Genomic DNA, 24,884 nt, shown 5'->3' with positions numbered 1-24,884 from the left:
TGTCGGCGACGATCCGGCTGCTACTCGTCGTCGTCCCAGTCGGTGTCGTCCACCCAGGGTGCGATGTCGATCTCGTTGCCCTCCGCGTCGGCGAGCGTCCACCAGTGCGGGGCGAAGGCGTCGGACACGACGTGACCGCCGGCCGCGACCGCAGCGTCTATCCGCTGCTGGGCCAAAGCACGCGGAAGAGCCAGATCCACATGGATGCGGTTACGTTGCGGTCGCGGCTCATCCATCTGCTGGAACCACACCGACGGGCCGATTCCGCGCGGGTCGCGCAGGGAGCCCTCGCCCCGACGCTGATAGCCGAGCACGGCCTCCCAGAACGGCAGCACGAGCGGGATGTCCATGGCATCGATCGCGAGCTGCACGGTCCCGATCAGCGTGGGGTCCGGTTCGATGCCGAGACGGCTTGCCGCGTCCGAGATCTGCGCTGCGAGAGCGGCGTCGCGTTCGCTCACGGCGGCGATCTCGTGGGTCACGAGCCGAACGGTGACACCGGCAAACCGCAGGTCGATGTCCGGATGATGGTTCGCGGCATCCGCCAGCTCGGCGATCGCACGAACGAACTCGACGCCCTTGTCGAAGGAGCCGGTGGCGAAGTGGGCGGTCGCGCCGCCGTAGACGCGATGCCAGGTATCCCCTGGAACGAGCTCGTGGAACCGCTTGGTGGTGATGGCTTCGACCATGGCACCCTCCTCGACGACCGGATGCGAACGGTCCCATGCAAACGCCCCTCGCTCATGCGGTCAACCCTCGCCGCGGGTTCAGGCCGCTTCGGGACTGGGCCCGAAATCGCGGACATGGCGACTGCACCACTCTCGGAAGGTTCCTGGGGGCCGACCCGTGAGCATTTCCACGGTGTCGGTGCGGACGCCGACGGTGTCTGCACGCATCAGCGACCACGCCTCGACGACGGCTGACGACAGCTCGGGGGTAGCGCCGCCCGGATAGCGCGAGCGCACCGCCTCCGCGGTGTCGACCTCGCGGAGCGCGATCCGCCTGCCGAGGACGTCGGCCAGCGTCGCAACCTGCTCGCCGGTGGTGAGCGATTCCGGTCCGGTGAGCGTGTATTCAGCGTCCTCGTGCACGGCGGCGTCCGCGGTGAGCACGGCGGACGCGACCGCGGCGATGTCCGCGGGGTCGATGACGGCGTGACGCCCCGGTCCTGTGGCATCCAGCACGTATCCGCCCTCGGTCAGGCTGGGCCTCCACTGGAGCGCGTTGCTCATGAAACCGGTGGGCCGCAGGATCGTCCACGGTATCCCCGACCTCTTCACGAGGAGTTCGCGGTCGTGGTGCCAGCGCCCCATCGCCGGGACGGGATCGCCGAAGACGTTGGTGGACGAGAGCAGCACGATCTGGCGTATCCCGCTTCGCACGGCCTGGCGCAACGCGTTCTGCGCCATGGAGGTGCCGGTGCCCTGGGTGAGCAGGAACATCCGATCCACTCCCTCGAACGCGGCGCTCAGCGACTCCGGATCCTCCAGATCGCCGCTGTATCGCTGCACGTCCGCAGGGAAGGATGCGGCTCGCTCGAGGTCGCGAACGAGGATCCGCGTCGGCGCTTCGCACTGCGACAAAGCCCGCACCAAGGCCGTTCCGATGTGTCCGGTCGCCCCTGTGATGAGTAACATGAGAGTCCAATCGGTAACTGGTTAACGACTGGAACAATAACCGGTTAATGAATTGATGGTCAACACCTGCGAAGAAGGGATGCGACAGTGCCGGAGTTCCTCGACCTGCACGGTCAGACGAACAAGGTCGTCCGTGCGCTGGCGGATGCCGCGCTGCGCCGCCACGGTCTGCACCTCGGCCAGGACCATCTGCTGGCGGCCCTGTGGGAACAGGACGGGCAGACACCCGGCGAGCTCGCTGCGGCTGCGGACGTGAGCACCCCCGCCGTCGTCAAAATGGCCGACCGCATGAGCGCTGCCGGACTCATCCAGCGCAGGCGCGACCAACACGACAATCGCCTCGTTCGGTTGTGGCTGACCGAGAAGGGCTCAGCTCTTCGAGCCCCGGTCGAAGCCGAACGCCGCGAGTTGGAGAACACACTGACGGCCGGGCTCGACGACGATGAGAAAGCCCGACTGCTGAAAGCGCTTCGGACGATACGCGAGTCGGCGCTGGCGCTGCGCAACAGCGAGCGTGAACGAACCGGCGACGCGGGCACCGAGTGAGGCTGTCGCGCGCGGTGCCGGTGGGAGGATGACACCCATGACCGGCACTCTGCACATCACCGGCGATGCCGCGGCCGACGAGTTGCTGTCGACCGATCCGCTCGCTCTGCTCCTCGGCATGCTCCTCGACCAGCAGGTGGCCATGGAGACCGCGTTCAGCGGCCCGGCGAAGATCCGCGACCGCATGGGCGGCGGGACGGCTTTGAGCGCCCAGGCGATCGCCGACGCGGATCCGGATGCCTTCGCCCGCCTCTGCGCGACGCCTCCCGCCGTGCACCGCTTTCCCGGTTCCATGGCCGCGCGCATCCAGACGGTGTGCCGTGCCATCGTGGTCGACTGGGACGCGGATGCCGCCGGCATCTGGACGCGACCCGCACCATCGGCCGCATCCGTCCCGGACGGCGAGGAGGTGTTCCGCAGGCTGAAGGCGCTGCCCGGATTCGGCGATCAGAAGGCGAAGATCTTCATCGCCCTGCTCGGCAAGCAGTACGGATACGACGGTGCCGGATGGCGTGAGGCGGCCGGCGAGTACGGCGAGCCCGGCTCGCTTCGTTCCGTGGCGGACATCGTCGACGAGACATCGCTCGCCAAGGTGCGAGAGACGAAGAAAGCGGTGAAGGCGGCCGCGAAGACGGCACGTCCGACAGGAGGATCCCGGTGAGCGACACCACGAAGAAGGACAACGCAGTCGTCGGTTTCATGAAGCGCCGATGGCTCGCCATCGTGCTCGTCGTGCTTCTGGCCATCGTCGCCATCCAGAACGGGGTGGCCGACGACAAGTCGACCATTTTCCTGTTGTTCTGGCAGGTCGAATGGCCAACGTGGGTCCTCGTGCTCGTCATCTTCATCGTCGGGGGGATCGCCGGCTGGGCATTCGCGCGCAACCGCGCCGCGCGCAGGGCACGACGACGCTGAACCGAGGCGCACCGAGGCGAGGCGCACCGAGGCGATGACCCAGCACGGTGCGCTGCCGGGCGCTCGATGCGGTGCGCTTGAGGCACTCCCGCGCACCTAGGAACCATCCGAATACCTCCCAGCTTTAGATCAGGCCGAATCCAGCATTCATTCGAATATCTCTCATATCGTCGAGAGCGCGGTCGGGGATATCCCCCCAAAACTCCCGGCTGCGAGCATGCGACTCACCCGTAGTCGCGTGCTGGATCCCCGGAAGCGCCGTTTCGCGTAGCCGGGGATCCTCTGTTTCTGCGACTGGGCTCGTTCCTGCGACTGTCGCGCAGGGAGCTCTGGGTCGGCTCAGCCCGCCGTGGACCGCATCGTAGGCTGGCCGCATGGCAGCCTCCACCCGCGAACCCGTCACCGTGACCGTCACCGGAGCGGGAGGGCAGATCGGCTACGCACTGCTCTTCCGCATCGCATCCGGACAGCTTCTCGGACCGGACACCCCCGTGCGGCTGCAGTTGCTGGAGATCCCCCAGGGGCTGCGCTCGGCAGAGGGAACGGCGCTCGAACTCATCGACGGCGCGTTCCCGCTTCTCACGTCCATCGACGTGACGGACTCCGCATCCGACGCCTTCGACGGCACGAATGTCGCACTGCTGGTGGGTGCGCGTCCGCGCACCGCCGGCATGGAGCGGGCCGACCTGCTCGAGGCGAACGCGGCCATCTTCGGACCGCAGGGGCGTGCGATCAACGAGGGCGCGGCATCCGATGTGCGGGTGCTCGTGGTGGGCAACCCGGCGAACACGAACGCGCTGATCGCCTCGTCGCATGCTCCGGATGTGCCGCGCGAGCGCTTCACCGCGATGACCCGGCTCGACCATAACCGGGCGGTCGCGCAGCTGGCGCTCAAACTCGAGGTCCCTGTCGCCTCCGTACACGGGGTGATCGTGTGGGGCAATCACTCGGCGACGCAGTATCCGGATGTCTCGCACGCCACCGTGGACGGGCGCAGTGCGGTCGAGCTCGTGGACGAGGAGTGGCTGGAGGGCGTCTTCGTGCCGAAGGTCGCCCGTCGCGGCGCCGAGATCATCGAGGTTCGTGGAGCATCGAGCGCGGCATCCGCCGCGAACGCCGCCATCGACCACGTCTACGACTGGGTCAACGGCACCGGCTACGAATGGACGTCAGCCGGCGTCACCTCGAGCGGCGCGAACGCCGAAGCCGCAGCCGGCTACGGCGTCCCGGAGGGACTGGTGTGCTCGCTGCCGGTCCGATCGTCCGATGGGCAGTGGCGCGTCGTTCCCGGATTCGACGAGGGTCCGATCGCGCGGGCGCACATCGAGGCATCCGTCGCGGAACTCGTCGAGGAGCGCGAGGCCGTGCGCGCTCTGGGCCTGCTGCCCGGCTGAGACCTCCGGCTCGGATCACCGCTGGTCGAGCGAGGGCCGGCTGTCGCGCATCCCGCCGGTTGAGAGTGGGCCGGCCGCCGTGCATCCCGCCAGTTGAGCGAGGGCCGGGTGTCGCGCATCCCGCCGGTCGAGCTCGTGGAAACCGGGCCGCCGGTGCTGGTTGCGACGAGCTCAACCGCGGTCACGGGCGACCGGCGCGAGTTTCGGTACGCTCAACCAGCGGTCACGGGCAATCCGGTGCAGGTTTCGACGAGATCAGCCAGCGACAGCCGTGGCCAGAAGTCCCTCCGAAAGGTCCCAGAGGCGGTCGGCGCGCGCTGGATCGAGCGCGCGGGGCAGATAGCAGCCGTCAGGGAGCTCGCCGGTCACCCCTGAATCGAAGGGCTCCGCGAACGTGCAGTTCTCGAGATAGCGGCCACCGATCCCGTCGAGCTCCGGCGCGACGGCGGCCCAGACGAACGTCGCGGCACCCTCGGCCGGCGTGGACATGGACGGGTTCTCTGGATCGTTCCAGCCTCTGGCCGCGATCTGCTCGGCCGACATGTGTCGCTGCAGTCCGGTCAGCACCGCGCCGGGGCTCACCGCATTGCTGAGGATGCCTTCTGCCGCGAACCGGGTGGAGAATCCGACCGAGAACAGCGCGTTCGCCGACTTGGAGCGTCCGTACGCGAGCCACGGATCGTACGGGGTGTGCACGAAGTTCGGGTCGTCGAAGTCCACGTCGGATCGGCGATGCGCCCGCGATGACACCGACACCACACGTGCGCCACCGGCGGATCGCAACGACGGCAGAAGCCCTGTCGCGAGCACGAAGTGGCCGAGATGGTTGATGCCGAACTGCGTCTCGAATCCGTCCTCGGTGCGCCCGAAGGGGGTCGCCATCACGCCGGCGTTCAGCACGAGGATGTGCAGCGGCCGGCCCGTCGCCACGTGGCGAGCGGCGAACGTCGACACCGACTCGAGGGATGCCAGGTCGAGCCGGCGATGCACGACCTGCTCGTTCCCCGTCTCGTCGCGCAACGTGGCCGCCGCCTTCTCACCGGCAGCGACGTCGCGGCCGGCGATCACCACTCGCGCACCGGCAGCGGCGAGCGCACGCGCGGTCTCGAACCCGAGGCCGGAGGAGCCGCCGGTCACGATCGCCTCCTTGCCCGACAGGTCGATGCCCTCGACGACCTCGAGCGCGGTGCGCTTCCTATCGTCGCTCATCGGGCCAGCCATCCGAAGAACGCCTTCGTCAGCAGCGGCATCACGATGAACACCAGCAGCGCAACCGCGATCGGCACCATGACCACGAAGTGCGCCCAGATCGGGAGCGCGCCGGCTGTCGCGGCGAGCAGGTATCCGAGTCCCGTGATCACCGGGTAGATCGCGGCGCAGGTGAGGAGCCAGAGCTTCCATCTGCGGGGCGGGCGGGATGCTGGCGGGCGCGGCGAAGCATCCTGAGCCGCTTGCCGAGCCGGATGGGCGGAAAGATCGTGCAGGGTCGTGGTCATCGTCATTCCTTCGGTCGGGGGTCGCCGTGGCTGCGCTCCGGTCGCGGACGCCGTGCGGTGCCGGGGTCTGCGACGAGTCTCCGCCCGCACGGCGGCGGAGAGAAGGCCGCGCCGTTCCTGGTAGTGACACGGCCAGGAACGGCGTCCGAAGCCTTGCGGGTTGGGGCCCAAAGCGTTCCGGGTTCAGGCCCGAAGCGTTCGGGTTCAACGCCGAAGCGTTCGGGGATCGACGCCGAAGCGTTCGGTGTTCAACTCCGAAGGGTTCGGGTTCAACTCCGAAGCGTTCCGTGTTCAGGAGGAGGGCGAGTTCGATCGCATATGGCGGCCCGAGTGCCGCTCCTCCTGAAGACGGCACGGGTGGGGCGTGGACGGCACGGGTGAGGCCGTGCACGGCACGGGTGGGGCGTGGACGGCACGGGTGGGATCGCGGACGGCACGGGTGGGACCGTGCACGGCACGGGTGGGGCGTGGACGGCACGGGTGGGATCGCGGACGGCACGGGTGGGACCGTGCACGGCACGGGTGGGACCGCGGACGGCACGGGTGGGGCCGGAGGCAGGACCTGAGTCGGCCCGGATGTCGAACGACCGGTCGCCGTGTGGTCCGCCGATGGCAAGCTGAGTGCGTGACCTCGGATCCGGCATCTCGACCCAACGTGCTCGGCGAGTTCCTCCGCGCCCGTCGGGGGCGGCTTCAGCCCACCGACCTCGGGCTTCCGCAGGGCACGGGCAACCGGCGCACTCCCGGCCTGCGTCGGGAGGAGCTGGCGGCGCTCTCCGGGGTGAGCGTCGACTACTACATCCGGCTCGAGCAGGGCAAGGAGCTGCACCCCAGCGGGCCCGTCCTGACCGCCCTCGCCCGTGCGCTCCGGCTCGACGACGACGCCCGCGACCATCTCTTCGGCCTCGCCGACCAGCTCGCCGGCCGGGCACCAAGGCGGCGCATCGACAACACCGTGCGGCCCGGCATCCGGCAGTTGCTGGAGACCGTGCGACCGTGCCCTGCCTATGTGCGCAACCGCACCAACGACATCCTCGCGGCGAATCCCGAGGGACTGGCGCTTGTGGCCGGCATCGCCGAATGGCCGCCGGAGCGGCGCAACACGACGCGGTATCTGTTCCTCCATCCGACAGCCCGCGCCCTGTACCCGGACTGGACGCATGCGGCACGGATGTCGGTGGCACAGCTTCGCGCCGCATCCCGAGGCGACAGCGACGACACCGCGCTCACGGCTCTCGTCGACGAGCTCACCGCCGCCAGCCCCGAGTTCGCCGAACTGTGGGAGCACCACGACGTGCGACACCGTCGCACGGAGCGCAAGACGCTGAACCACCCCGTCGTCGGCACGCTGACCCTGATGTACGAGAGCCTCGACGTCGGTCCGGACGGCACCCGACTCGGTGTGTACCAGGCCATGCCGGGAACGCCGGACCACGAGGCGATGGTGCTGCTCTCGCTCGCGGCCAGCACCGCCTGAGCACGTCCGGCGTTGCGCGCCGCACACACCGGCGGCGCTCAGCCCTCCTTCTGCAGCTGCATGAGCAGCTGCGGCGCACGGCGGTCGAGCACGTTGCCGCCGACGCGCACACCGATCGCGAGAGCGACCGGTCCGAGCACGACGCCGACGACGAGGCCGATCCATCCCCAGATGACCTGACCGGTGAAGACGCTCACCAGGAAGAGCACGATCTCCGGCGATGTCAGCACGGCGAGGATTCCCCAGCTGAGGAACGTGGATCCCAAGAGCGCCGTGTTGGCACCGGGTCGCGTCTTGAACGGATTGTCGCCGGGCGCCGGCGCGGGGAAGACGAGCACCGCGGACGTCACAGAGCACACGGCCAGGCCGCCGAGCAGCAGCCCGACCACGAGCCCGAGCAGGCCGGGAACGGTCCACCACTGCTGCACGACGGCCGAGGTCACGAGCGTGACCGCGACCGCGGCAGGCAGCCCGAAGGTGAGCACGGCGGATGCCCGCCCCCACCGATCCGCGCGCCCTGGCACCGCCTTACTCACGTGCAGCACGAACGCCGTGGAGTCGTAGGAAACGTCGGCGATGAGCGTGACGCCGAGGAGGAATGCGACCAGCGGACCCGACCAGAGCAGCAGCTGCGGGAAGTGGCTCAGCGACGAATAGAACCAGAACAGGATCGGCATCACCGGAATGAGCACGAGCTGCCGCAGGTAGCGCGGATCACGGAACCAGTAGATGAGGCAGCGCGCCGCGATGGCGCCCGCCTGCGTACCCGGCAGGCGGGCGAACAGCCCCAGCTTGCCCTCCGCGCGCACCTTGGAAGTCGAGTGCACGGGAGTGACGAGCGCGCGCGCCAGGCCCCAGCGCCACACCAGGAACACGACGGCGATCGTCGCGATACCGATCAGCGCGCGCAGCAGAGCTCCGAGCGGATCACCAATCGCGACCTGCGCGGGAATGGCCCAGATGGCGCCGAGCGGCGTCCACGACATGGCGTCGGCGAGCGCAGGCAGAGCATCCTGCGAGTGCCGCAGCGACGAGGCGGTCCCGGCGATGATCGGTCCGAGCAGCACGAGCGGAATGAAGATGAGGATGCCGGCCGCCTCCCGAAACCGTCGTCCAGAGGCGAGGCCGGCTGCCGCGGTGGTGACGGCGCGGGACAGCATGATGCAGAGCAGCGCACCGGCGATGCCGCACAGCAGTGCGAGAACGGCGACGCCGGGCATCCGCAGCCACGATCCGAACGTGAACACGGACGCCACCATCGTGATCGCGCCCGGGATCGCCACGACTCCCGAGACGAGAAGACCCACCAGGAGCGTGTTCAACGGGATGGGATACACGGCAAGGTGCGGGGCGTCCAACGTCTGCTCCACCGAGAAGAACAGCGGCAGGATCGCCCAGCCGAGCGTCAACACCGACCCCGCGAGGACCACGATCGTGCGGGTCAGCTCGATCGGAGCGAAGCTCAGCGCGAAGAGCCCGACCACGACCATGGCGAGCACGAACAGGCCGTAGAGGCCACCGATGATGACGGCGATCAGCTGTCCGACGCTGCGCTTGAGGCTGTTGCGCAGAACGAGCAGCCGGAGCCTTACGAGTGCTGCAACCACTCCGGCCCCTCCTGCACACGACGTCCGCCGACGAGCGCGACGAAACGATCCTCGAGGTCGGCGCCGGCGCGCACCTCGTCGACGGTTCCGGATGCCACGACCCGCCCGTTCGTGATGACCGCGACGTGGTCGCACATGCGCTGCACCAGATCCATGACGTGCGACGACACGATGACGGTGCCGCCGCCGCGCACGAACCCGCCGAGGATGTCGCGGATGTTCGCCGCCGACACCGGATCGACCGACTCGAACGGCTCATCCAGCACGAGCAGCTTCGGCGCGTGCACCATGGCGCAGGCGAGCGCGATCTTCTTCGTCATGCCTGCCGAGTAGTCGACGACGAGCGTGCCTCCTGCCGACTGCAGATCGAGAAGCTGCAGGAGATCGCGGGTGCGGGAGACGGCCGTGGCGCGATCCATCCCGCTGAGCAGTCCCGCGTAGACGACGAGCTGCTCGCCGGTGAGACGGTCGAACAGCCGGTTGCCGTCGGAGAGCACCCCGATCTGAGCCTTGGCCGTCAGCGGATGCTGCCACACGTCGATCCCGTGCACGGTCACCACCCCGGCGTCCGGCTTGAGCAGACCCGTCGCCATGCTGAGCGTGGTCGTCTTGCCTGCGCCGTTGGGGCCGACGAGTCCGTAGAAGCTGCCGACCGGGACGTCGAGGCTGATGCCGTCGACCGCGTGTTTCTGCCCGAACGACTTGTGCAGGAGGCGGATGGAGAGCGCGGCGGCCGGATCCGGATCCGGCGACACGGCAGCGAGCGGGGCGCGCGGAGCTGCCTGGGCCGGCTGCTGGGGCGCCGGCCACGACGGATCGGGCGTGGAGGCCTGGTCGGTCTGCCCGACGGGAGCCGGCTGCGGCGCACCGCCCTCGGGGAGTGGAGGTGGGGTCACGGCGTCGGTCATGGCATCCTTCCGGCGGCTGGCACGAAGACTGCTGAGGATCCGCGCAGCGTATGGCGTCCTCAGAGCAAGGGGGACGAGACCACCATATTGTCCACCTCCCCCACCGTCGTCGTCCGATCGGACGACATTGTGCCGACCGGATGCACCGCTTGCCGTTCGCGGAGTCGCCCGCCCGTACCGCCCGCCCAGGCCGCTCTCCCGTGGTTCGTCCGTGGCTCGCCCGAGCCGCCTCCGCCACCCCTCTCGCGACTCGCCCGCCGCTCACCCGAGTCACGTGATTTCCGCGGCCGTCCCGGATCCTCGTGCGACGGGCACGAATAGCGTGTTCCGACGGATCCACGAGCGGTGACGGCACGGCGGCCACCCTTCGCGACCGTCCCGGCCGACGGAGGAGGAACCGTGTCAGAGGCGGGCGCAGGACAGGCGGGGGCGACGGAGGAGGCCGGGCCGAGCATCCGGATGCTGCTCCTCCTCGCGATTCCCGCACTGCTGATCGGCATCGGATCGGCCATCATGCTGTGGCTGCTCGACCTGCTCTCCGGATGGCTCGAGACCGCGCTCTGGGACGACCTGCCGCACGCGTTCGGCATCGGAGGCGACAACCCGTTGTGGATCCTCTCCGTGCTCACGGTCACCGGCATCGCGGTCGGGCTCGTGGTGTGGCTGGTGCCGGGCCACGGCGGTCCGGACACCGCCACCACGGGTCTGTCGTCGCCTCCCCCCGCGGCGGGCACGCTGCCCAGCATCGCCATCGTCGTGATCATCGGACTCGCCGGCGGTGTCAGCCTCGGACCGGAGAACCCGATCATCGCCATCAACTGCGCGCTGGCGGTCTACGTCGTCGGCCGGATCATGACCAAGGTTCCGCCGGCACTCATCGGCATGCTCGCCTCCGCAGCCACGATCGGAGCACTGTTCGGCACCCCCGTCGCCGCCGCTCTCGTGCTCACCGGCGCGGTCGCCGCCGTGAAGGGCGGCGGTTCGCTCTGGGACAAGCTCTTCCTGCCCGTCGCTGCCGCGGCCGCCGGATCGGTCACGATGCATCTGCTCGGCGGTCAGACTCTCGGATTCCACCTGCCCGCGTACGGATCGCCTCGCCTCATCGACTTCGTGAGCGGCGTCGTCGTCGCCGGGGTCGCTGCACTGCTCGGCGTCGCGGCGGCGTGGGTGTTCCCGTACCTGCACGGAGCGTTCCGCCTGCTGCGGAATCCGCTGGCCATCAGCGCCGTCGGCGGCGTACTGCTCGGCGTGCTGGGCATCATCGGCGGACCCACCACCCTGTTCAAAGGGCTGGAGCAGATGGGCGAGCTGCTCGAGCATCCGCAGGACTACTCCGCAGGCACGCTCACGCTGTTCGTCGTCGTGAAGCTCGTTGCGCTGCTCATCGCGGCCAGCTCGGGATTCCGCGGCGGCCGCGTGTTCCCCATCGTTTTCATCGGCGTCGCGTTCGGGCTGCTCGCCCACGCGCTCGTGCCGAGCATGCCGATCGGCCTGGCCGTGGCGTGCGGCGCTCTCGGCTTCGTGATCTCGGAGACGCGCGACGGCTGGATCGGACTCTTCCTCGGCGTCGCCCTCACCGGCGACATCACGGTGCTCCCGATCCTCTGCGTCATCACCCTTCCCACCTGGCTGATCGTGACCAAGGCGCCGGAGTTCGAGGTGAAGGCGGATGACGGCCTCGCCCCACCCGCCCGCCTCGCCTGACGAATCCGCACCTCATCCGCCCGGCTCGCCCGGGTCAGCGGATCCAGGGGTCCTCGGGCACGGAGCCCGGGCGGAATCCGACGTGCTCGAGCATCGCCGTCGCCTCCGGGAAGTTGCCGGCGATGGCATCGGGCGTGTGTGCGTCGCTGCCGAACGTCACGGCACGACCGCCCTCCTCGGCCCACCACTGCGGGATCCACGGCCACAGCCGCCTCGTATTCATCTCGAGCGCCCGGCCGCTGTCGGCGATCGCGCGCATCGCCGTGCGGAATCCCTCTTCGAACGGCCGTGGGTCGAACGGCCCGAGCCGATCTGTCGGCCACAGCCGGATCGCGTAGTCGATGTGCGTGAACACGTCGAAGAGACGCGAGCCGGCGACCATGACCGGGATCTCAGCGAGGTACGCGTTCATCACCTCCTCCGCCGGATGCTCGCGAAAGAGCGTGTTCGGCTCGGCGCGCGTGCCCGCATCCGCGACACCGGGGTCGGTCGAGTCCGATCCCGGGGAACCGAGGCCTGGCGTGCCCGCACCGGGCGCACCCGGGTCGAGTGCGTGCAGGTCGAGCGTGTGCAGGGATCCGAGCACGCGCTCGATGCGCGAGAAGTCCACGAGCGACCGCGCCTCGGCTTCCCAGAGGTGGGGCTGGCCGAACTCGACGCCGGTATGGATGCGCAACTGCGGGAACTCGTGGCGCATCCGCTCGATGGCTTCGAAGTATCCGTCGGCGTCGAAGGGCGCGAACCACACCCGCGAGTCCTCACCGAGATAGTGCCGCTGGTGGGGCATCAGGTCGTCCGGCTCCGCACGCCAGGATCCGGGCAGGTCGAGGTGTTCGGTGAAGAAGATCGCGGGGAGACCGATCCGCACGGCGTGCCGGCACGTGGCGCGCATCCGGCCGCGCGCATCCGAATCCGGACCTCCGGTGTCCCACGACCATTCGCTGTGCACATGGCTGTCGGCGGGAAGGACCATGGGGCGATGCTCCCACGAAAGGCGGATGCCCCGCGCCGGCGGTCGGGGCCGGCGCGGGGCATCCGCGAATCACGTCGAGCTACTTGTGCTTCTTCTGCAGCGTCGGCCCGACCGCCGAGACGGCGGTCGGCGCTGGCCTCGCGGCGGAGGTCAGAAATGACCTCCGCTTCAAGCTCGAGCGCGCTCGTCGATCGGAGCAGTGCCGGATGCCCGCTGCTCGCGGTAGTACTCGCGGGCCTCGGTCTGGCGCTCGGCCTCAGCGCCGCTGGCGATCTTCGCGCGCAGGTGCTCCTGCTCGAAGCCGAAGGCATCCACGAGGCTCTGCGCCTGGGGGCGCAGACGCGCGACGAGCCGGTCGATGTACGCGCTGACGGCCTGCGCGCGCTGCGGCGAAAGCCGGCCGTGGATGATGTGCCAGGCGACGTGCTTCTCGATGAGACCCAGGCCGAAGAGGTCACGCAGCCAGGTCAGCACCTGCTTGGTGCCGGGATCCTGGATCGTCTCCAACGCTTCGGTGAACGCCTCCCACTGCAGGAGCTCGCCGTGTGCACGAGCCGCCTCGATCAGCTCGTTCTGCTGCGAGTTGAAGAGATCGGCTGCCTTCTGCTTCGAGAGCTTGTTCGCGTTGCGGAGGCGGGTGGCGACCTCGGCGATCATGGTCTCGACGCGATCGGTGAGCAGCTCGCGCTGGGTCTGCGGGTCGCGCAGCTGCCCGACCGACCGTGCGGTGGACCCGAAGTCCGCGACCGTCTGGGCGAGGCGCCGCAGGCCCGAGCCGTGGTACGCACGGTCGGCAGCCTGGGCGACGACGTAGCGGGCGAGTGCGCCGGCATCCGCCTTCGCGAACTTCTTCGAGTAATCGGTCAGCAGACGCTTGGCGACGAGCTGCAGCAGCACGTTGTTGTCGCCCTCGAACGTGACGTACACATCGAGGTCGGCGCGCAGACTGGTGATCCGGTTCTCCACGAGGAAGCCGGCACCGCCGCATGCCTCCCGCGTCTCCTGCAGCGTGTCGAGAGCGTGCCAGGTTGACAGGGGCTTGAGCGCGGCGGCGAGGGTCTCGAGATCCTGCCGGTCGTCGTCGCTGTCGGCCTTGCCGCTGAACACCTCGTCGAACTTGACGAGCAGCTTGTCGTGCGCGAACACCTGCGCGTAGGTCGTGGCGAGGCGGGGAATCAGACGACGCTGGTGGCGCTGGTAGTCGAGCAGCACCTCTTCGTCGGTGTCGCTGCCCGCCGTGAACTGACGGCGCTGGTTGCCGTACGTGATCGCGATGGTGAGACCCATCGCCGATCCCAGCGTGGATGCGCCGTCCAGCGACACACGACCCTGCACGAGCGTGCCGAGCATGGTGAAGAAGCGGCGGCCGGGGCTCGCGATGGAGCTCGAGTACGTGCCGTCCTCCGCCACGTCGCCGTACCGGTTCAGCAGGTTCTCGCGCGGGATGCGCACATCGGTGAAGTGCAGGCGTCCGTTGTCGATGCCGTTCAGGCCGCCCTTCAGGCCGTCGTCCTCGCCGCCGATGCCCGGCAGGAACTCGCCGGTTGCGGCATCCCGGATCGGCACGTAGAAGCAGTGCACGCCGTGGTTCACGCCGTTCGTGATGAGCTGCGCGAAGAGGGTGCAGGCGATCCCGTCCTTCGCGGCGTTGCCCAGGTAGTCCTTCCACGCGCCACGGAACGGCGTGTTGATGACGAACTCCTGCGTCTCGGGGTCGTAGGTGGCGGTCGTGGCGATGGCTGCGACATCCGATCCGTGTCCGGTCTCTGTCATGGCGAACGCGCCGGGAACCTCGAGGCTCATGATGCCCGGGAGGTACTTCTGGTGGTGGCGCTCCGTGCCGAGGTGCAGCACGGCCGCACCGAAGAGGCCCCACTGCACGCCGCTCTTGATCTGCAGCGACGGATCGGCGGTGACGAGCTCCTCGAAGCCTGCGATGTTGCCGCCGTGGTCGTCACCGCCGCCGACGGACTTCGGGAACGCGCGGTGCACCTGACCGTTGTCGACGAGCAGCTTCAGCTGCTCGAACACGCGCGTGCGGTGGTCGTCGAGGCTCAGACCCTCGATGCGCTGGAGCGCCGGGTTCTTCGCGAACTCGCGAGCAGCCACGCGGATGTCCGCCCACGTTCCCATGAGCGTGCGGCCGAGCGCCGCGACGTCCACCGTTGCGGGCGGGGCGTCCACGTCGATCGGTCCCGTCTGGGCGGTGTACTGCGTGCGATCGGGGCGCGTCACGTGATCGGTGGTGGGCTTGGAAACGGTGTCGACCATCGCAATGCCTTCTTCCGTGGTGGTCTGAAGTGGAAGCGTTCGGGCCGTGGGGCTGGGAGCCCGCTCGCGGCATCCGGCGCCCGAAAAGGACGTCGACTCTCACGGTAGGTCGGCATTCTGAGAGCGGCCAGTCCGCCGTGCGGATGCCACAAACCCCGCTGAGCGCTTTCTCGGATGCCTGTGGGATTGCGCAACCTCACTGTTCTCGGCCGCTGCGCGCTGCGTGCTGGAGCTAAAAGCGGAGGCCATTTCTGGCCTCCGCCGCGACGCTCCCGCATAGTCGGCCGGATGCTTAGTCGGCCGGATGCCCCCACCGCATCCACGCGGCCACGTACACGGCGAGCCCTGCGATGAGCCCCACCACCACCCACAGCACCACGGTGAAGTCGATCCACGAGCCGATCGGCGGGGATCCTGGCAGGAACGTGCGCAGCGGGATCGTCGCGAACAGCATCGCGCCCATCCAGCTCATGAACGACGGCTCGAGCTTGCGGCGACCGCGGTAGGCCGTGATCGCGACGAAGAGCACGAGGCACGGCATCACGACGAGCAGCCCGAGGAGCACGAAGGCGAACGCGACGGTGCTGCCGGAACGCACCGCGTGCAGATCGATCGACGGCGCCGTCGCGACGGCCTCCGACAGCGTCGCCGGCAGCGCGGTCGGCGCCGCGCCGACCTGCTTCGCGTCCACGTTCCAGCCGGGGACATCGCCCGTCATCCAGACCTTCGTGGGTATCGGGCGCGCGACACCGCCACTCGTGACGGACGCCAGGACCACGAGATTCTGCGCCCGATACGCGTCGAACGGCCAGTCGGTGATCTCGCCGTTCGTACGGAGCGTCGCCGACTTGGTCGCGGCGTTCGTCTGCGCCTTGAAGACCAGAGTCTGGCTGCCGTCGATCGGCGTGACGATCACGGTGATGTCCTCGGCGAGCGCGAGACGGTCGCCCGTGTACAGGGTCTCGGACGGGTCGACCCGCACGCTGAGGTCGACCCGCTGATGCGCGGCATCCACACCCTCGACCGTGAGCACGACGGTGACGCCGCCCTTGTCGGGCTCCGGCTCTTTCGGCCCGAGCGACGAGACCGCACCGCTCAGCGCGTAGAGCGTCACGACGACCGCATAGATCACGATGAACACGGCAGCGACGACGACTGCACGGATGACCGTGCGCCGCCGCGAAGACATGCTTGCGTCGGCCGTCCCCGCACGTTCCTCGGCCGAGCCGTCCCCCGGCACCTCGTCCCCCACGCGTCGAGCCTACGGCGCGCGCGGGCCGGGTCGCCGGATGCGTTCCCTGCTGTCCCCGTTGCCGAGTCGGAGGGCGCTGCCCCGTCGGTCCCGTGGTGGAGTCGATGGTCGCGGTCATGCCGGTCCCGTTGCCGACTCGGAGGGCGCTGCTCCGTTGATCCCGTTGCGGAGTCGGTGGTCGCTGCCATGCTGGGATCCATGACGCGCTTCATCGCCCTGCTCCGCGGCGTCAACGTGGGCGGGCGCACCATCAAGTCGGCGGAGCTGGCCGACGTGTTCCGGGCACTCGGGTACGACGAGGTGAAGACCGTGCTCGCGAGCGGCAACGTGGTGTTCACGACGGACGGGACGGCATCCGCTGCCCGCACTCGCATCGAGAAGGCGCTCGCCGAACGGTTCGGCTATGACGCGAAGGTGCACGTTCTCGAGACGGATGCCTTGACCTCCGTCATCGACGCCTACCCCTTTGCCGAGCGCGAGGGCTGGCACCGGTATGTGGTGTTCCTGATCGGTGCAGAAGGCGCTGCCGGCCGGGACGTGCGTTCGACCGGTCGGTCTTCCGACCTGGATGCCGTGGCCGAGAGCGTGCTCGAGTTGGAGCTCGATCCGAAGCTCGAGGAGGTCGCCGACGGCGGTTCGGTCGTCTTCTGGACGGTCGAACGCGGGCACACACTCGACAGCGTCGTCGGCAAGCGTCTCGGACGAGGGAAGGACAAGGAACTGACCACGAACCGCAACCTCAACACCCTGCGGAAGTTGCTGTGAGCGCCGCGGAATCGTCCGAGGGAACGAGCTCGGGACGACCGATCCTGCGCATCGGGAGCGCCGGGGAGTGGCGTGCCTGGCTCGAGGAGAACCACACGACGAATGACGGTGTGCAACTCGCGTTGGCCAAGGGGTCGACGCCAGGCCTGAAGTACGCGGCAGCGCTCGACGAGGCACTGTGCTTCGGCTGGATCGACGGCCGCAAGAAGGGTCTCAGCGACACCGAGTTCCTGCAGACCTTCACGCCGCGCGGCAAGCGGAGCATCTGGTCTCAGCGCAATCGCGAGCACGTCGACCGCCTGGAGGCCGAGGGTCGCATGACGGATGCGGGACGCGTCGAGGTCGAGCGCGCCAAGGCGGACGGTCGGTGGGATGCCGCGTACGCCGGATCCAGCACCATCGAGGTGCCGGACGACCTCGCCGCGGCGTTGGCCGCGAGCCCCGAGGCGACCGCGATGTTCGCGACGCTGACCAGCCAGAACCGCTTCGCGATTCTGTTCCGCATCGGCAACGTGAAGCGGGCGGAGACGCGGGCGCGCAAGATCGCGGAGTACGTCGCGATGCTCGCGCGCGGAGAGACGATTTACCCGCAAGCGAGGCGAGAGTGACGCGAGCGAGCTCGCACCACCGAGCCGATGGCGTGGGTCGAGCGGCGCCAGCCGCGATCACCCGCACGTGAGGCAAGCAGCGAGCACGCGCCCTCGCCCAACCGACGCCTCGACCACGTCGCGCGACGTTGGAACTGCAGAAATGGCTCCAACGCTTTCGTTATGGAGCCCTTTCTGCAGTTCGAAGGACACGCAGGACACGCGGACGTGCGCGAGAGACGAGGACAGCGGGATACGGTCGGTTTCATGACTGTGTGGATCTGCGCGACCTGTGGTGTCGAACATGCCGACACCCCGGAACCGCCCGCCGAATGCGTCATCTGCAGTGACGACAGGCAGTGGGTGCCGCGAACCGGACAGCAGTGGACGACCGCTGAGGAACTGCGCGCCGGCGGCATCCGGGTGCAGCTGTTCGAGGTGGAGCCGAACCTCATCGGCATCACGAGCGAACCGCACGTTGGCATCGGCCAGCAGACCATGCTCGTGGTCACGCCGGCCGGAAATCTCCTCTTCGATCCGATCGGCTACGTCGACGAGGATGCCGCAGCACACGTTCTCGAGTACGGCCCGGTGATCGCGGTGGCGGCGAGCCACCCGCACATGTACGGGGCCCAGGTGTCGTGGTCGCACGCGCTCGGCGACGCGCCGGTCTACGTGAATCGGGCGGATGCCGAGTGGGTGCGCCGTGAGGATCCCGTGATCCGGTTGTTCAGCGGCACCTTCGAGCTGGCACCGGGCCTCGCGTTGCACACATTGGGCGGCCACTTCCCCGGCAGCACCGCCGCGCTCTGGGACGCCGGTGCCGACGGCAAGGGCGTGCTCCTGGCCGGGGACGCGATCTTCCCCAATCCGAACGGGACATCGGTGTCGTTCATGCGCAGCTACCCGAATCTGCTGCCCCTGTCGGCCGCCGTGGTCGACCGGGTGGCAACGCGGGCGCTCGGGCTGCGGTTCGATCGGCTGTTCAACAACTTCGGACGGGGCGTTCCGGAGGATGCGCACGCCGTGGTGCGGGCATCCGCGGATCTCTACATCGAGTGGGTGCGCGGAGACCACGACGACCTGACGTGATTCGAGCGGCATCCCACCCTGCTCCCGGTCGGATCACCATCGGGAGCGGCGTGAGCGGCTCGATGGGGTCCGCAGTCCTGGGCATGGTCGCGCGCCGTCGCGGCCGCCAAGCGGTCACACCCTAGGGTCGGCCCATGGATCTGGTGTTCCTCCATGGCCCCGCTGCCGCGGGGAAACTGACGGTGGCCCGCGCCCTCGGTGAGCTGACCGGCTTCGCGGTCTTCCACAATCACCTGATCGTGGATGCCGTGACGAGCGTCTTCGCGTTCGGTTCTACGCCGTTCGTGAAGCTCCGCGAACAGTTCTGGCTGTCCACCTTCAGCGAGGCTGCGTCCTTCGACACGTCGCTGATCTTCACGTTCGCGCCGGAGCGGACAGTGCAGCGAGGGTTCCCCGAGCGTGTGCGCAGTGTGACGGAGGAGTCCGGCGGAAGGGTGAGGTTCGTCGGCTTCACCGTCGGCGAAGCCGAGCAGGAGCGCCGACTCGGGAGCCCGAGCCGTCACGAATTCCGCAAACTCGTCGATGTCGACACCCTTCGGCGTTTGCGCGAATCCGAACGTGATGCGGACGATCCCGTCGAACAACCGCCGACGGATCTGGTGATCGACACCGAGCGGTTCGATCCGAGCGAGTCCGCCCGGATCATCGTGGACACGTTCGGACTCCGGCCGGTCGCACCGCACGAGCGGTATCCGGAGGTTTAGGGCACGGCCCTGACCCGGAGCCTCCAAGCCGGTCCGCGTCAGTCTGGACGAATCCGGGCCGGTCCGGACGAGTCCCGCAAAACGCTCGCCGAGGGTCCCGACCGCCGGGTCAGCCGCCCGCAGCCGCGACGACCGCGAGCACGCCCTCCCCGTAGGTCTCGAGCTTCTTGGCACCGACGCCGGAGATCTGCGCGAGTTCGTCGAGGCTGCCCGGGCGGCTCGCTGCGACGCCGCGAAGTGTCGCATCCCCGAACACGATGTAGGCCGGAACGCCCTGCTCCCGCGCCTGCTCGGCGCGCCAGGCTCGCAGCGCTTCGAAGAGCGGATGCGCGGCATCCGGCAGCGCGTCGATGCTCGCCTTGGCCGCACGGGAGCGCGTCGGCCGCTCGGCCTGCTGCCGCAGCAGCACCGTGCGGGATCCGTTCAGCACCTCGGTGCTCGCCGGCGTGATGGCCAGGGTGCCGTATCCGTCGTCGTTGACCGCGAGCAGGCCGAGTGCGAGCAGCTGCCGGACGACGCCGCGCCACTGCTGCTCGCCGAGGTCGTCGCCGATGCCCCAGGTGCTGATCGCATCGTGTCCGTACTGGTCGACGCGCGGCGTGCGCTTGCCGCGCAGGATGTCGATGAGGTGACCGGCGCCGAAACGCTGATTGCGCTCGCGCTTGAGCCGCACAACCGTGGAGAGGAGCTTCTGTGCGGGGACGGTGCCGTCCCACGTCTCGGGCGGATTGAGGCACGTGTCGCAGTTACCGCACGGCTCCGACGACTGCCCGAAGTACTGCAGGAGGTTCTGGCGTCGGCATCCGACTGTCTCGCAGAGCGCGAGCATGGCATCGAGGTGTGCAGACTGGCGCCGACGGTGTGCGAGATCTCCCGGCGACTGCTCGATCATGCGCTGCTGCTGCACGACATCCTGCAGGCCGTACGCGAGCCAGGCGACGGCGGGCTCGCCGTCACGGCCCGCGCGACCGGTCTCCTGGTAGTAGCCCTCGACGGACTTGGGCAGGTCGATGTGGGCGACGAAGCGCACGTCCGGCTTGTCGATCCCCATGCCGAAAGCGATGGTGGCCACGATGACGACACCGTCGTCGCGCAGGAAACGCGACTGCGTGCGCGCGCGCGTGCCGGCGTCGAGTCCTGCGTGGTACGGCATGGCGTCGATGCCGCTCTGCCGCAGGTGCTCGGCCGTCTGCTCGACCGTTTTGCGGCTGAGTCCGTACACGATGCCGGACGCCGGGCCCTCTCCGGCGGACGGGTCGCCGCCGAACTCGCCCTTGATGAACGACACGAGCTGCCTGCGCGGATCGTTCTTCTCGACGATGCGGTACTGGATGTTCGGTCGGTCGAAGCTCGCGACGAAGTGCTCGGCGTTCTGCAGTCTCAGCCGCTCGGTGATCTCCTTGTGCGTGGCCTCCGTCGCGGTGGCGGTGAGTGCGATCCGTGGCACATCAGGCCAGCGTTGCGCGAGTTCCGACAGCCCGAGATAGTCCGGTCGGAAGTCGTGACCCCACTGCGACACGCAGTGCGCTTCGTCGATCGCGAACAGGGCGATCTTTCCGCGCGACAGCAACTGCTTCGTCGGCTCGGACGACAGTCGCTCCGGCGCCACGTAGAGCAGGTCGAGCTCGCCGCGCAGGTAGGCGCGCTCGACGGCGGATCGCTGGGCGGCATCCTGCGTGGAATTCAGATAGGCCGCACGCACGCCGACGGCGCTCAGCGCGTCGACCTGATCGTGCATGAGCGCGATGAGCGGCGAGACGACTATGCCGGTGCCCTCTCGCACGATCGACGGGACCTGATAGCAGAGGCTCTTGCCGCCGCCGGTGGGCATGAGTACCACGGCATCGCCGCCGCCGATGAGCCGATCGATCGCGGCGGCCTGGTCGCCGCGGAACCCGTCATAACCCCACACCGTGCGCAGCACGTCGAGCGGGTCTGCGCCGACCATGCGTCGAACGGATGCCCGCTCCAGCTCCGCTTCGAACGCGTCGTCCAATCTGGTCGGCGTGCCGCTCCCACCGGCACCGGCGCCGACGCGAGGACGCGCACCGGTCTGCACGGGAGGCACCACCTCCGGGCCGTACTCGTCGTCGGGCGGCACCAGCTCGTTCGGATCCCAGTCCCAGTCCGTAGGGGCGGATTCGCCCAGCAAGGCGTCAGTATGGCCGGAACCACCCGGCACAGCGGGGTCGCCCGACCAGGTTCGGGCGTCTGATGGGGCGCGGTCGCCCGACGCGGCGGGATCGAAGGGCTCGGGCATGCTCACCCCACCAGGCTAACGACGACATCCGACGGGCGGACGCGGGATCGGACGATCGGGGATGGATGCGACACAACCTCTCCTGGGGAGGACGAGAAGTGCGCCGACGCTTGACTACGCTGGAGGCATCCACTCGCATCGGGGAACGTCATGACGCCACGCGGAATCCGCGCGGTCCGCGGGACCGCGGCCGCGTCCTTCGCCGTCTTCGTCGCCGCCCTGTTCCACGATGCGGCGGGCGGCGGACTGCCGTCCGCGCTCGCCGTCGTGCTGTCGCTCGCCTTCGCGGTGCCGCTGTGCGTCGCGCTTGCCGGCAAGCGGATCGCGCTGTGGCGTCAGGCAGCATCCGTCGGAGTGAGCCAGCTGCTGCTGCACCTGCTGTTCGGCCTCGGCTCCGGCAGCAGCGGGACGACGCTCATCGCCCCGGCCGGCCACGTGCACGCCGGAAGCCACATCGCGATCGTGCCCGGTCAGCTCGTGCCCGCACAGGTCATGCACCACGACGACTCCCTGATGCTCGTCGCGCACGCCGCAGCAGCGATCGCCACGATTGTGGCGCTGCGCCACGGTGAGAAGACGCTGTTCGCGCTCGCGAACTTCACCGTGCTGCTGGTCACCGCAGTGAACCGCATCTCGACCGTCGCCGTGGAGTCGCCGGCACGGATGCTCGTGCGCGCGACGCCTGCACCCGTCGCCGTTTCGATCCCCGCCTTCGGAGTGCTGCGGCACAGAGGCCCGCCCGCCGCGCTCACGGCGTAAGCGCACTCGGACGATCCCGGACCACCGTCCGTCGTCACTCGGACCTCGAGAACGGCGGCGGTCGTGCCCGCGATCGGCGTCGTCGCGCCTCGCCGCTTCGACGTCAGCATCCAGCGCATCGTGCATCGTATGCACGAGCAGGCATATGAAAAGAATCCATGATCAGACGAAGTTTCGCGACGGCAGCAGCCATCGCAGCCGCCGCAGTCGTCCTCGCGGTGGCCACCCCTCTCGCCGCAGAAGCGCACGTGCGGATCGACCCGGACCAGGCGTCCGCCGGCACGTACACGGTGCTCACGTTCCGCGTGCCGACCGAGTCGGCCACGGCGGGCACCGTCGGGCTCGAGGTCGACTTCCCAACCGACACCCCGTTCACCTCGATCTCGTACCAGCCGGTGCCCGGATGGTCGGCCGTCGTCACCACGACGAAGCTGCCCGAGCCGGTGAAGATCTCCGGGGCCACTGTCACGTCTGCGCCGACGAAAATCGTGTGGACGGCCGACGCCGGCACGCAGGTCGGCCCAGGCCAGTTCCAACAGTTCAGTGTGTCCGCCGGCATCGTGCCGGACACCGGCAAGGTGGTGCTCCCTGCCACGCAGACCTATTCGGACGGCAGCGTCGTGAAGTGGGACCAGGTGACGCCGGCGTCGGGCGAGGAGCCGGAGCATCCGGCTCCCACGCTCTACATCAACGACGCGCCGCCCGGCGACTCGGCGCCCACGATCGTGAGCAGTTCGGCGGCACCGCCGGCGCTGGCCGCCGCGTCGTCGCCGTCTGACTCGCTGGGGATCGGTCTGGGCCTCGGCGGTCTGGCGCTCGGCGCCATCGCCCTCGTCGTGTCGGTGCTGGCGCTCACCCGGCGCCCGCGCGCTGCATCCGCACGGGCGGGCTCGTCGGAGGACGGAGCGGGCTCGGGCGGGGGTGAGGCGTGATGCCAGGTGGACCCCGACGCTCGGGAGATGGAGTCGACCGCGTCTCGGTGGCGCGGCGCCGCATCCGTCTTCCGGGGAGGCGAGGTCTCAGTGCCGCCGCCGCGGTCGTCGCCCTCGCGGCGGCCGCGGCGATCGGCGTACTGACGTCTGCCCCCGCGAGCGCGCACGACTATCTCGTGGACAGCTCGCCGAAGGCGGGATCGACGCAGACGACCCCGCTCGACAGCGTCCGACTCACGTTCGACGACGTGGTGCTCGACTTGGCGCAAACGGGTCCCGGCGCCCTGCTGCAGGTGACAGGCCCCGACGGCGCATCCACCCACTTCGAGACCGGATGCCCGAAGGTGCAGGACCGCGACGTCACGGCTCCTGTAGCGCTCGGCGGCCCGGGAAAATACCTGGTCACATGGCAGATCGTCTCGGCTGACGGTCACGTCGTGTCGGATTCGATCACCTTCACGTACGCACCGCCGGCCGGGACGAAGGCGGCGAAGGGGTCGGCAGACAGCGCGTGCAAGGGCGCGGGAGCGACCAGCACCGCGAGGGCGGGTGCGGGTACGGCACAGGGAACCGTCAACTCGGGTGCGATCGTCGTCGTGGTCGTCATCGCCGTGGCGATCGTTGTGCTCGCGCTGATCGCGGTGTTGGTGCTGGTTCTCACCCGACGCCGCCGCCGGTGAGTCCTCGCGTGCTGGAATTCGGAATCCTGTGGTGACTCGCCGCGCGTGGCGAGGACACGCCGGCGGTGGCGCGGAAACTCCGACTTCCAGCACGCATCTCTACTTCGCATACTGGAGTCCATGTCCACCCATTTCCTGACCGGCGCAACCTCCGGTATCGGATCCGCCCTCGCCCGCGCTCTGCACGACCGCGGAGACGGACTCCTGCTGCTGGCCCGGAACGCCGAACGAGCTGCGGCGCTGGCGGCCGAGTTCCCGGGCGCGAGCACGGTCGTTGGCGACCTGGAGCATCCGGAGTCGCTGGCGGGATCCGTCGGGGAACGGATGCCGTCCCGTCTGGACTCGCTGCTGCACGTCGCAGGGGTGGTCGACCTCGGCCCGGTGGCGACGCTGCCGCCCGCGGTGTGGCGCCGCACGCTCGCCGTGAACCTCGAGTCCCCGGCCGAGCTGACGCGACTCGCGCTGCCCGCGCTGCGCGAGTCATCCGGTCGGGTGGTGTTCGTGAATTCGGGTGCAGGGCTCAACGCGTCGCCACAGTGGAGTGCGTACGCCGCGAGCAAGTTCGGTCTGCGGGCGCTGGCGGATTCCCTGCGTGCCGAGGAGCGCGCGGCCGGCGTGCGCGTGACGAGCGTGTACCCGGGACGCACGGCGACCCCGATGCAGCAGCGCGTGCACGAGCAAGAGGGTGCCGAGTACGAAGACGCGGACTGGATCCGTCCCGAGTCGGTCGTCACCGCCGTGCTGACCGCGCTCGACCTGCCTCGCGACGCGGATCTGACCGAGCTGCGGGTGCGACCGGGGCTCTAGCGTCCGGTCCCCTCGCCGACGCCCGTCCCGCGGGAACGTTACGTGCCCGTCTCCGCACGGTAGAACATCCGTAGTTCGATGTTCGAACGAACGGACTATATTTGTTTCACATCAAGCA

The 24,884-nt window shown here is 69.1% G+C and carries 24 protein-coding genes; 14 read left to right on the top strand and 10 right to left on the bottom strand.

Annotation, left to right across the window (positions count from 1 at the left end):
- Positions 1-20: 20 nt before the first annotated feature.
- The gene (locus ACX9R5_RS05460) at positions 21-689 is read right to left on the bottom strand and encodes a VOC family protein (protein ID WP_459407985.1); all 669 of its coding nucleotides are present in this window, start codon (positions 687-689) and stop codon (positions 21-23) included.
- A 78-nt stretch (positions 690-767) separates the two neighbouring features.
- Positions 768-1,637, bottom strand: a complete 870-nt coding sequence (locus ACX9R5_RS05455; RefSeq protein WP_459407984.1) for an NAD(P)H-binding protein — start codon at positions 1,635-1,637, stop codon at positions 768-770.
- Positions 1,638-1,724: 87 nt separating this feature from the next.
- Here ACX9R5_RS05455 and ACX9R5_RS05450 point away from each other — a divergent pair, with 87 nt between their 5' ends.
- The 4 genes from ACX9R5_RS05450 (at position 1,725) to ACX9R5_RS05435 (ending at position 4,492) form a co-directional block, all read left to right on the top strand.
- Positions 1,725-2,183, top strand: a complete 459-nt coding sequence (locus tag ACX9R5_RS05450) for a MarR family winged helix-turn-helix transcriptional regulator (protein WP_459407983.1) — start codon at positions 1,725-1,727, stop codon at positions 2,181-2,183.
- 37 nt (positions 2,184-2,220) lie between these two features.
- Complete coding sequence (locus tag ACX9R5_RS05445; RefSeq protein WP_459407982.1) at positions 2,221-2,844, top strand: HhH-GPD-type base excision DNA repair protein; 624 nt, start codon at positions 2,221-2,223, stop codon at positions 2,842-2,844.
- Complete coding sequence (locus ACX9R5_RS05440; protein WP_459407981.1) at positions 2,841-3,098, top strand: lipopolysaccharide assembly protein LapA domain-containing protein; 258 nt, start codon at positions 2,841-2,843, stop codon at positions 3,096-3,098. The genes ACX9R5_RS05445 and ACX9R5_RS05440 overlap by 4 nt, the downstream gene beginning before the upstream one ends.
- Before the next feature lie 374 nt (positions 3,099-3,472).
- Positions 3,473-4,492 carry a malate dehydrogenase gene (locus ACX9R5_RS05435; protein WP_459407980.1) on the top strand — a complete coding sequence of 340 codons (1,020 nt, stop codon included), beginning with the start codon at positions 3,473-3,475 and terminating at the stop codon, positions 4,490-4,492.
- Positions 4,493-4,747: 255 nt separating this feature from the next.
- Here ACX9R5_RS05435 and ACX9R5_RS05430 read toward each other — a convergent pair whose 3' ends face one another.
- Complete coding sequence (locus tag ACX9R5_RS05430) at positions 4,748-5,701, bottom strand: SDR family NAD(P)-dependent oxidoreductase (protein ID WP_459407979.1); 954 nt, start codon at positions 5,699-5,701, stop codon at positions 4,748-4,750.
- Positions 5,698-5,988, bottom strand: coding sequence for a hypothetical protein (locus ACX9R5_RS05425; RefSeq protein ID WP_459407978.1), 291 nt, complete (start codon positions 5,986-5,988; stop codon positions 5,698-5,700). Before ACX9R5_RS05425 ends, ACX9R5_RS05430 begins: the two co-directional genes overlap by 4 nt.
- Positions 5,989-6,613: 625 nt before the next feature.
- On the opposite strand from ACX9R5_RS05425, the gene ACX9R5_RS05420 reads away from it, so the two are divergent.
- Positions 6,614-7,465, top strand: a complete 852-nt coding sequence (locus ACX9R5_RS05420; RefSeq protein WP_459407977.1) for a helix-turn-helix transcriptional regulator — start codon at positions 6,614-6,616, stop codon at positions 7,463-7,465.
- A gap of 38 nt (positions 7,466-7,503) precedes the next feature.
- Here the strand turns inward: ACX9R5_RS05420 and ACX9R5_RS05415 are convergent, their stop codons facing one another.
- Positions 7,504-9,072, bottom strand: coding sequence for a transporter (locus ACX9R5_RS05415; protein WP_459407976.1), 1,569 nt, complete (start codon positions 9,070-9,072; stop codon positions 7,504-7,506).
- On the bottom strand, positions 9,054-9,980 hold the full coding sequence (locus tag ACX9R5_RS05410) for an ABC transporter ATP-binding protein (protein ID WP_459407975.1): 927 nt from the start codon (positions 9,978-9,980) through the stop codon (positions 9,054-9,056). The genes ACX9R5_RS05415 and ACX9R5_RS05410 overlap by 19 nt, the downstream gene beginning before the upstream one ends.
- Positions 9,981-10,379: 399 nt before the next feature.
- Here ACX9R5_RS05410 and ACX9R5_RS05405 point away from each other — a divergent pair, with 399 nt between their 5' ends.
- Positions 10,380-11,684: an ion channel protein gene (locus ACX9R5_RS05405; protein WP_459407974.1), complete on the top strand. Its 1,305-nt coding sequence runs from the start codon at positions 10,380-10,382 to the stop codon at positions 11,682-11,684.
- Positions 11,685-11,718: 34 nt separating this feature from the next.
- On the opposite strand, the gene ACX9R5_RS05400 is transcribed toward ACX9R5_RS05405, so the two are convergent.
- The 3 genes from ACX9R5_RS05400 to ACX9R5_RS05390 form a co-directional block, all read right to left on the bottom strand.
- Positions 11,719-12,657 (bottom strand): PHP domain-containing protein, encoded by a 939-nt coding sequence (locus tag ACX9R5_RS05400; protein ID WP_459407973.1) that lies wholly within the window; start codon positions 12,655-12,657, stop codon positions 11,719-11,721.
- A 168-nt stretch (positions 12,658-12,825) separates the two neighbouring features.
- Positions 12,826-14,928, bottom strand: a complete 2,103-nt coding sequence (locus ACX9R5_RS05395; RefSeq protein WP_459407972.1) for an acyl-CoA dehydrogenase family protein — start codon at positions 14,926-14,928, stop codon at positions 12,826-12,828.
- Positions 14,929-15,220: 292 nt separating this feature from the next.
- On the bottom strand, positions 15,221-16,180 hold the full coding sequence (locus ACX9R5_RS05390) for a DUF4436 family protein (RefSeq protein WP_459407971.1): 960 nt from the start codon (positions 16,178-16,180) through the stop codon (positions 15,221-15,223).
- Between the two features lie 198 nt (positions 16,181-16,378).
- On the opposite strand from ACX9R5_RS05390, the gene ACX9R5_RS05385 reads away from it, so the two are divergent.
- From ACX9R5_RS05385 to ACX9R5_RS05370, 4 genes are all read left to right on the top strand, one after another.
- A complete protein-coding gene (locus tag ACX9R5_RS05385; RefSeq protein WP_459407970.1) occupies positions 16,379-16,945 on the top strand; it encodes a DUF1697 domain-containing protein in 567 nt (188 codons plus the stop codon).
- Complete coding sequence (locus ACX9R5_RS05380; RefSeq protein WP_459407969.1) at positions 16,942-17,553, top strand: YdeI/OmpD-associated family protein; 612 nt, start codon at positions 16,942-16,944, stop codon at positions 17,551-17,553. The genes ACX9R5_RS05385 and ACX9R5_RS05380 overlap by 4 nt, the downstream gene beginning before the upstream one ends.
- Positions 17,554-17,799: 246 nt before the next feature.
- A complete protein-coding gene (locus ACX9R5_RS05375) occupies positions 17,800-18,624 on the top strand; it encodes a hydrolase (RefSeq protein WP_459407968.1) in 825 nt (274 codons plus the stop codon).
- A 134-nt stretch (positions 18,625-18,758) separates the two neighbouring features.
- Entirely contained in the window at positions 18,759-19,328 is a 570-nt protein-coding gene (locus tag ACX9R5_RS05370; RefSeq protein ID WP_459407967.1) for a hypothetical protein, read from the top strand.
- 109 nt (positions 19,329-19,437) lie between these two features.
- Here the strand turns inward: ACX9R5_RS05370 and recQ are convergent, their stop codons facing one another.
- Complete coding sequence (recQ, locus tag ACX9R5_RS05365; protein WP_459409041.1) at positions 19,438-21,588, bottom strand: DNA helicase RecQ; 2,151 nt, start codon at positions 21,586-21,588, stop codon at positions 19,438-19,440.
- 150 nt (positions 21,589-21,738) lie between these two features.
- Between recQ and ACX9R5_RS05360 the strand changes: the two genes are divergently transcribed.
- The 4 genes from ACX9R5_RS05360 to ACX9R5_RS05345 all read left to right on the top strand — a co-directional run bounded on the left by ACX9R5_RS05360 (position 21,739) and on the right by ACX9R5_RS05345 (position 24,766).
- Positions 21,739-22,347: a hypothetical protein gene (locus ACX9R5_RS05360; protein ID WP_459407966.1), complete on the top strand. Its 609-nt coding sequence runs from the start codon at positions 21,739-21,741 to the stop codon at positions 22,345-22,347.
- Between the two features lie 158 nt (positions 22,348-22,505).
- Complete coding sequence (locus tag ACX9R5_RS05355) at positions 22,506-23,279, top strand: YcnI family copper-binding membrane protein (RefSeq protein WP_459407965.1); 774 nt, start codon at positions 22,506-22,508, stop codon at positions 23,277-23,279.
- Positions 23,279-23,959 carry a copper resistance CopC family protein gene (locus ACX9R5_RS05350; protein WP_459407964.1) on the top strand — a complete coding sequence of 227 codons (681 nt, stop codon included), beginning with the start codon at positions 23,279-23,281 and terminating at the stop codon, positions 23,957-23,959. Before ACX9R5_RS05355 ends, ACX9R5_RS05350 begins: the two co-directional genes overlap by 1 nt.
- A 120-nt stretch (positions 23,960-24,079) precedes the next feature.
- Entirely contained in the window at positions 24,080-24,766 is a 687-nt protein-coding gene (locus ACX9R5_RS05345; protein ID WP_459407963.1) for an SDR family oxidoreductase, read from the top strand.
- The last annotated feature ends 118 nt before the right edge of the window (positions 24,767-24,884 follow it).

The sequence above is a fragment of the Rathayibacter sp. CAU 1779 genome, assembly GCF_054551755.1.
The sequence above is the reverse complement of the archived record's forward strand: the minus strand, read 5'-3'. Positions and strand labels throughout refer to the sequence as shown.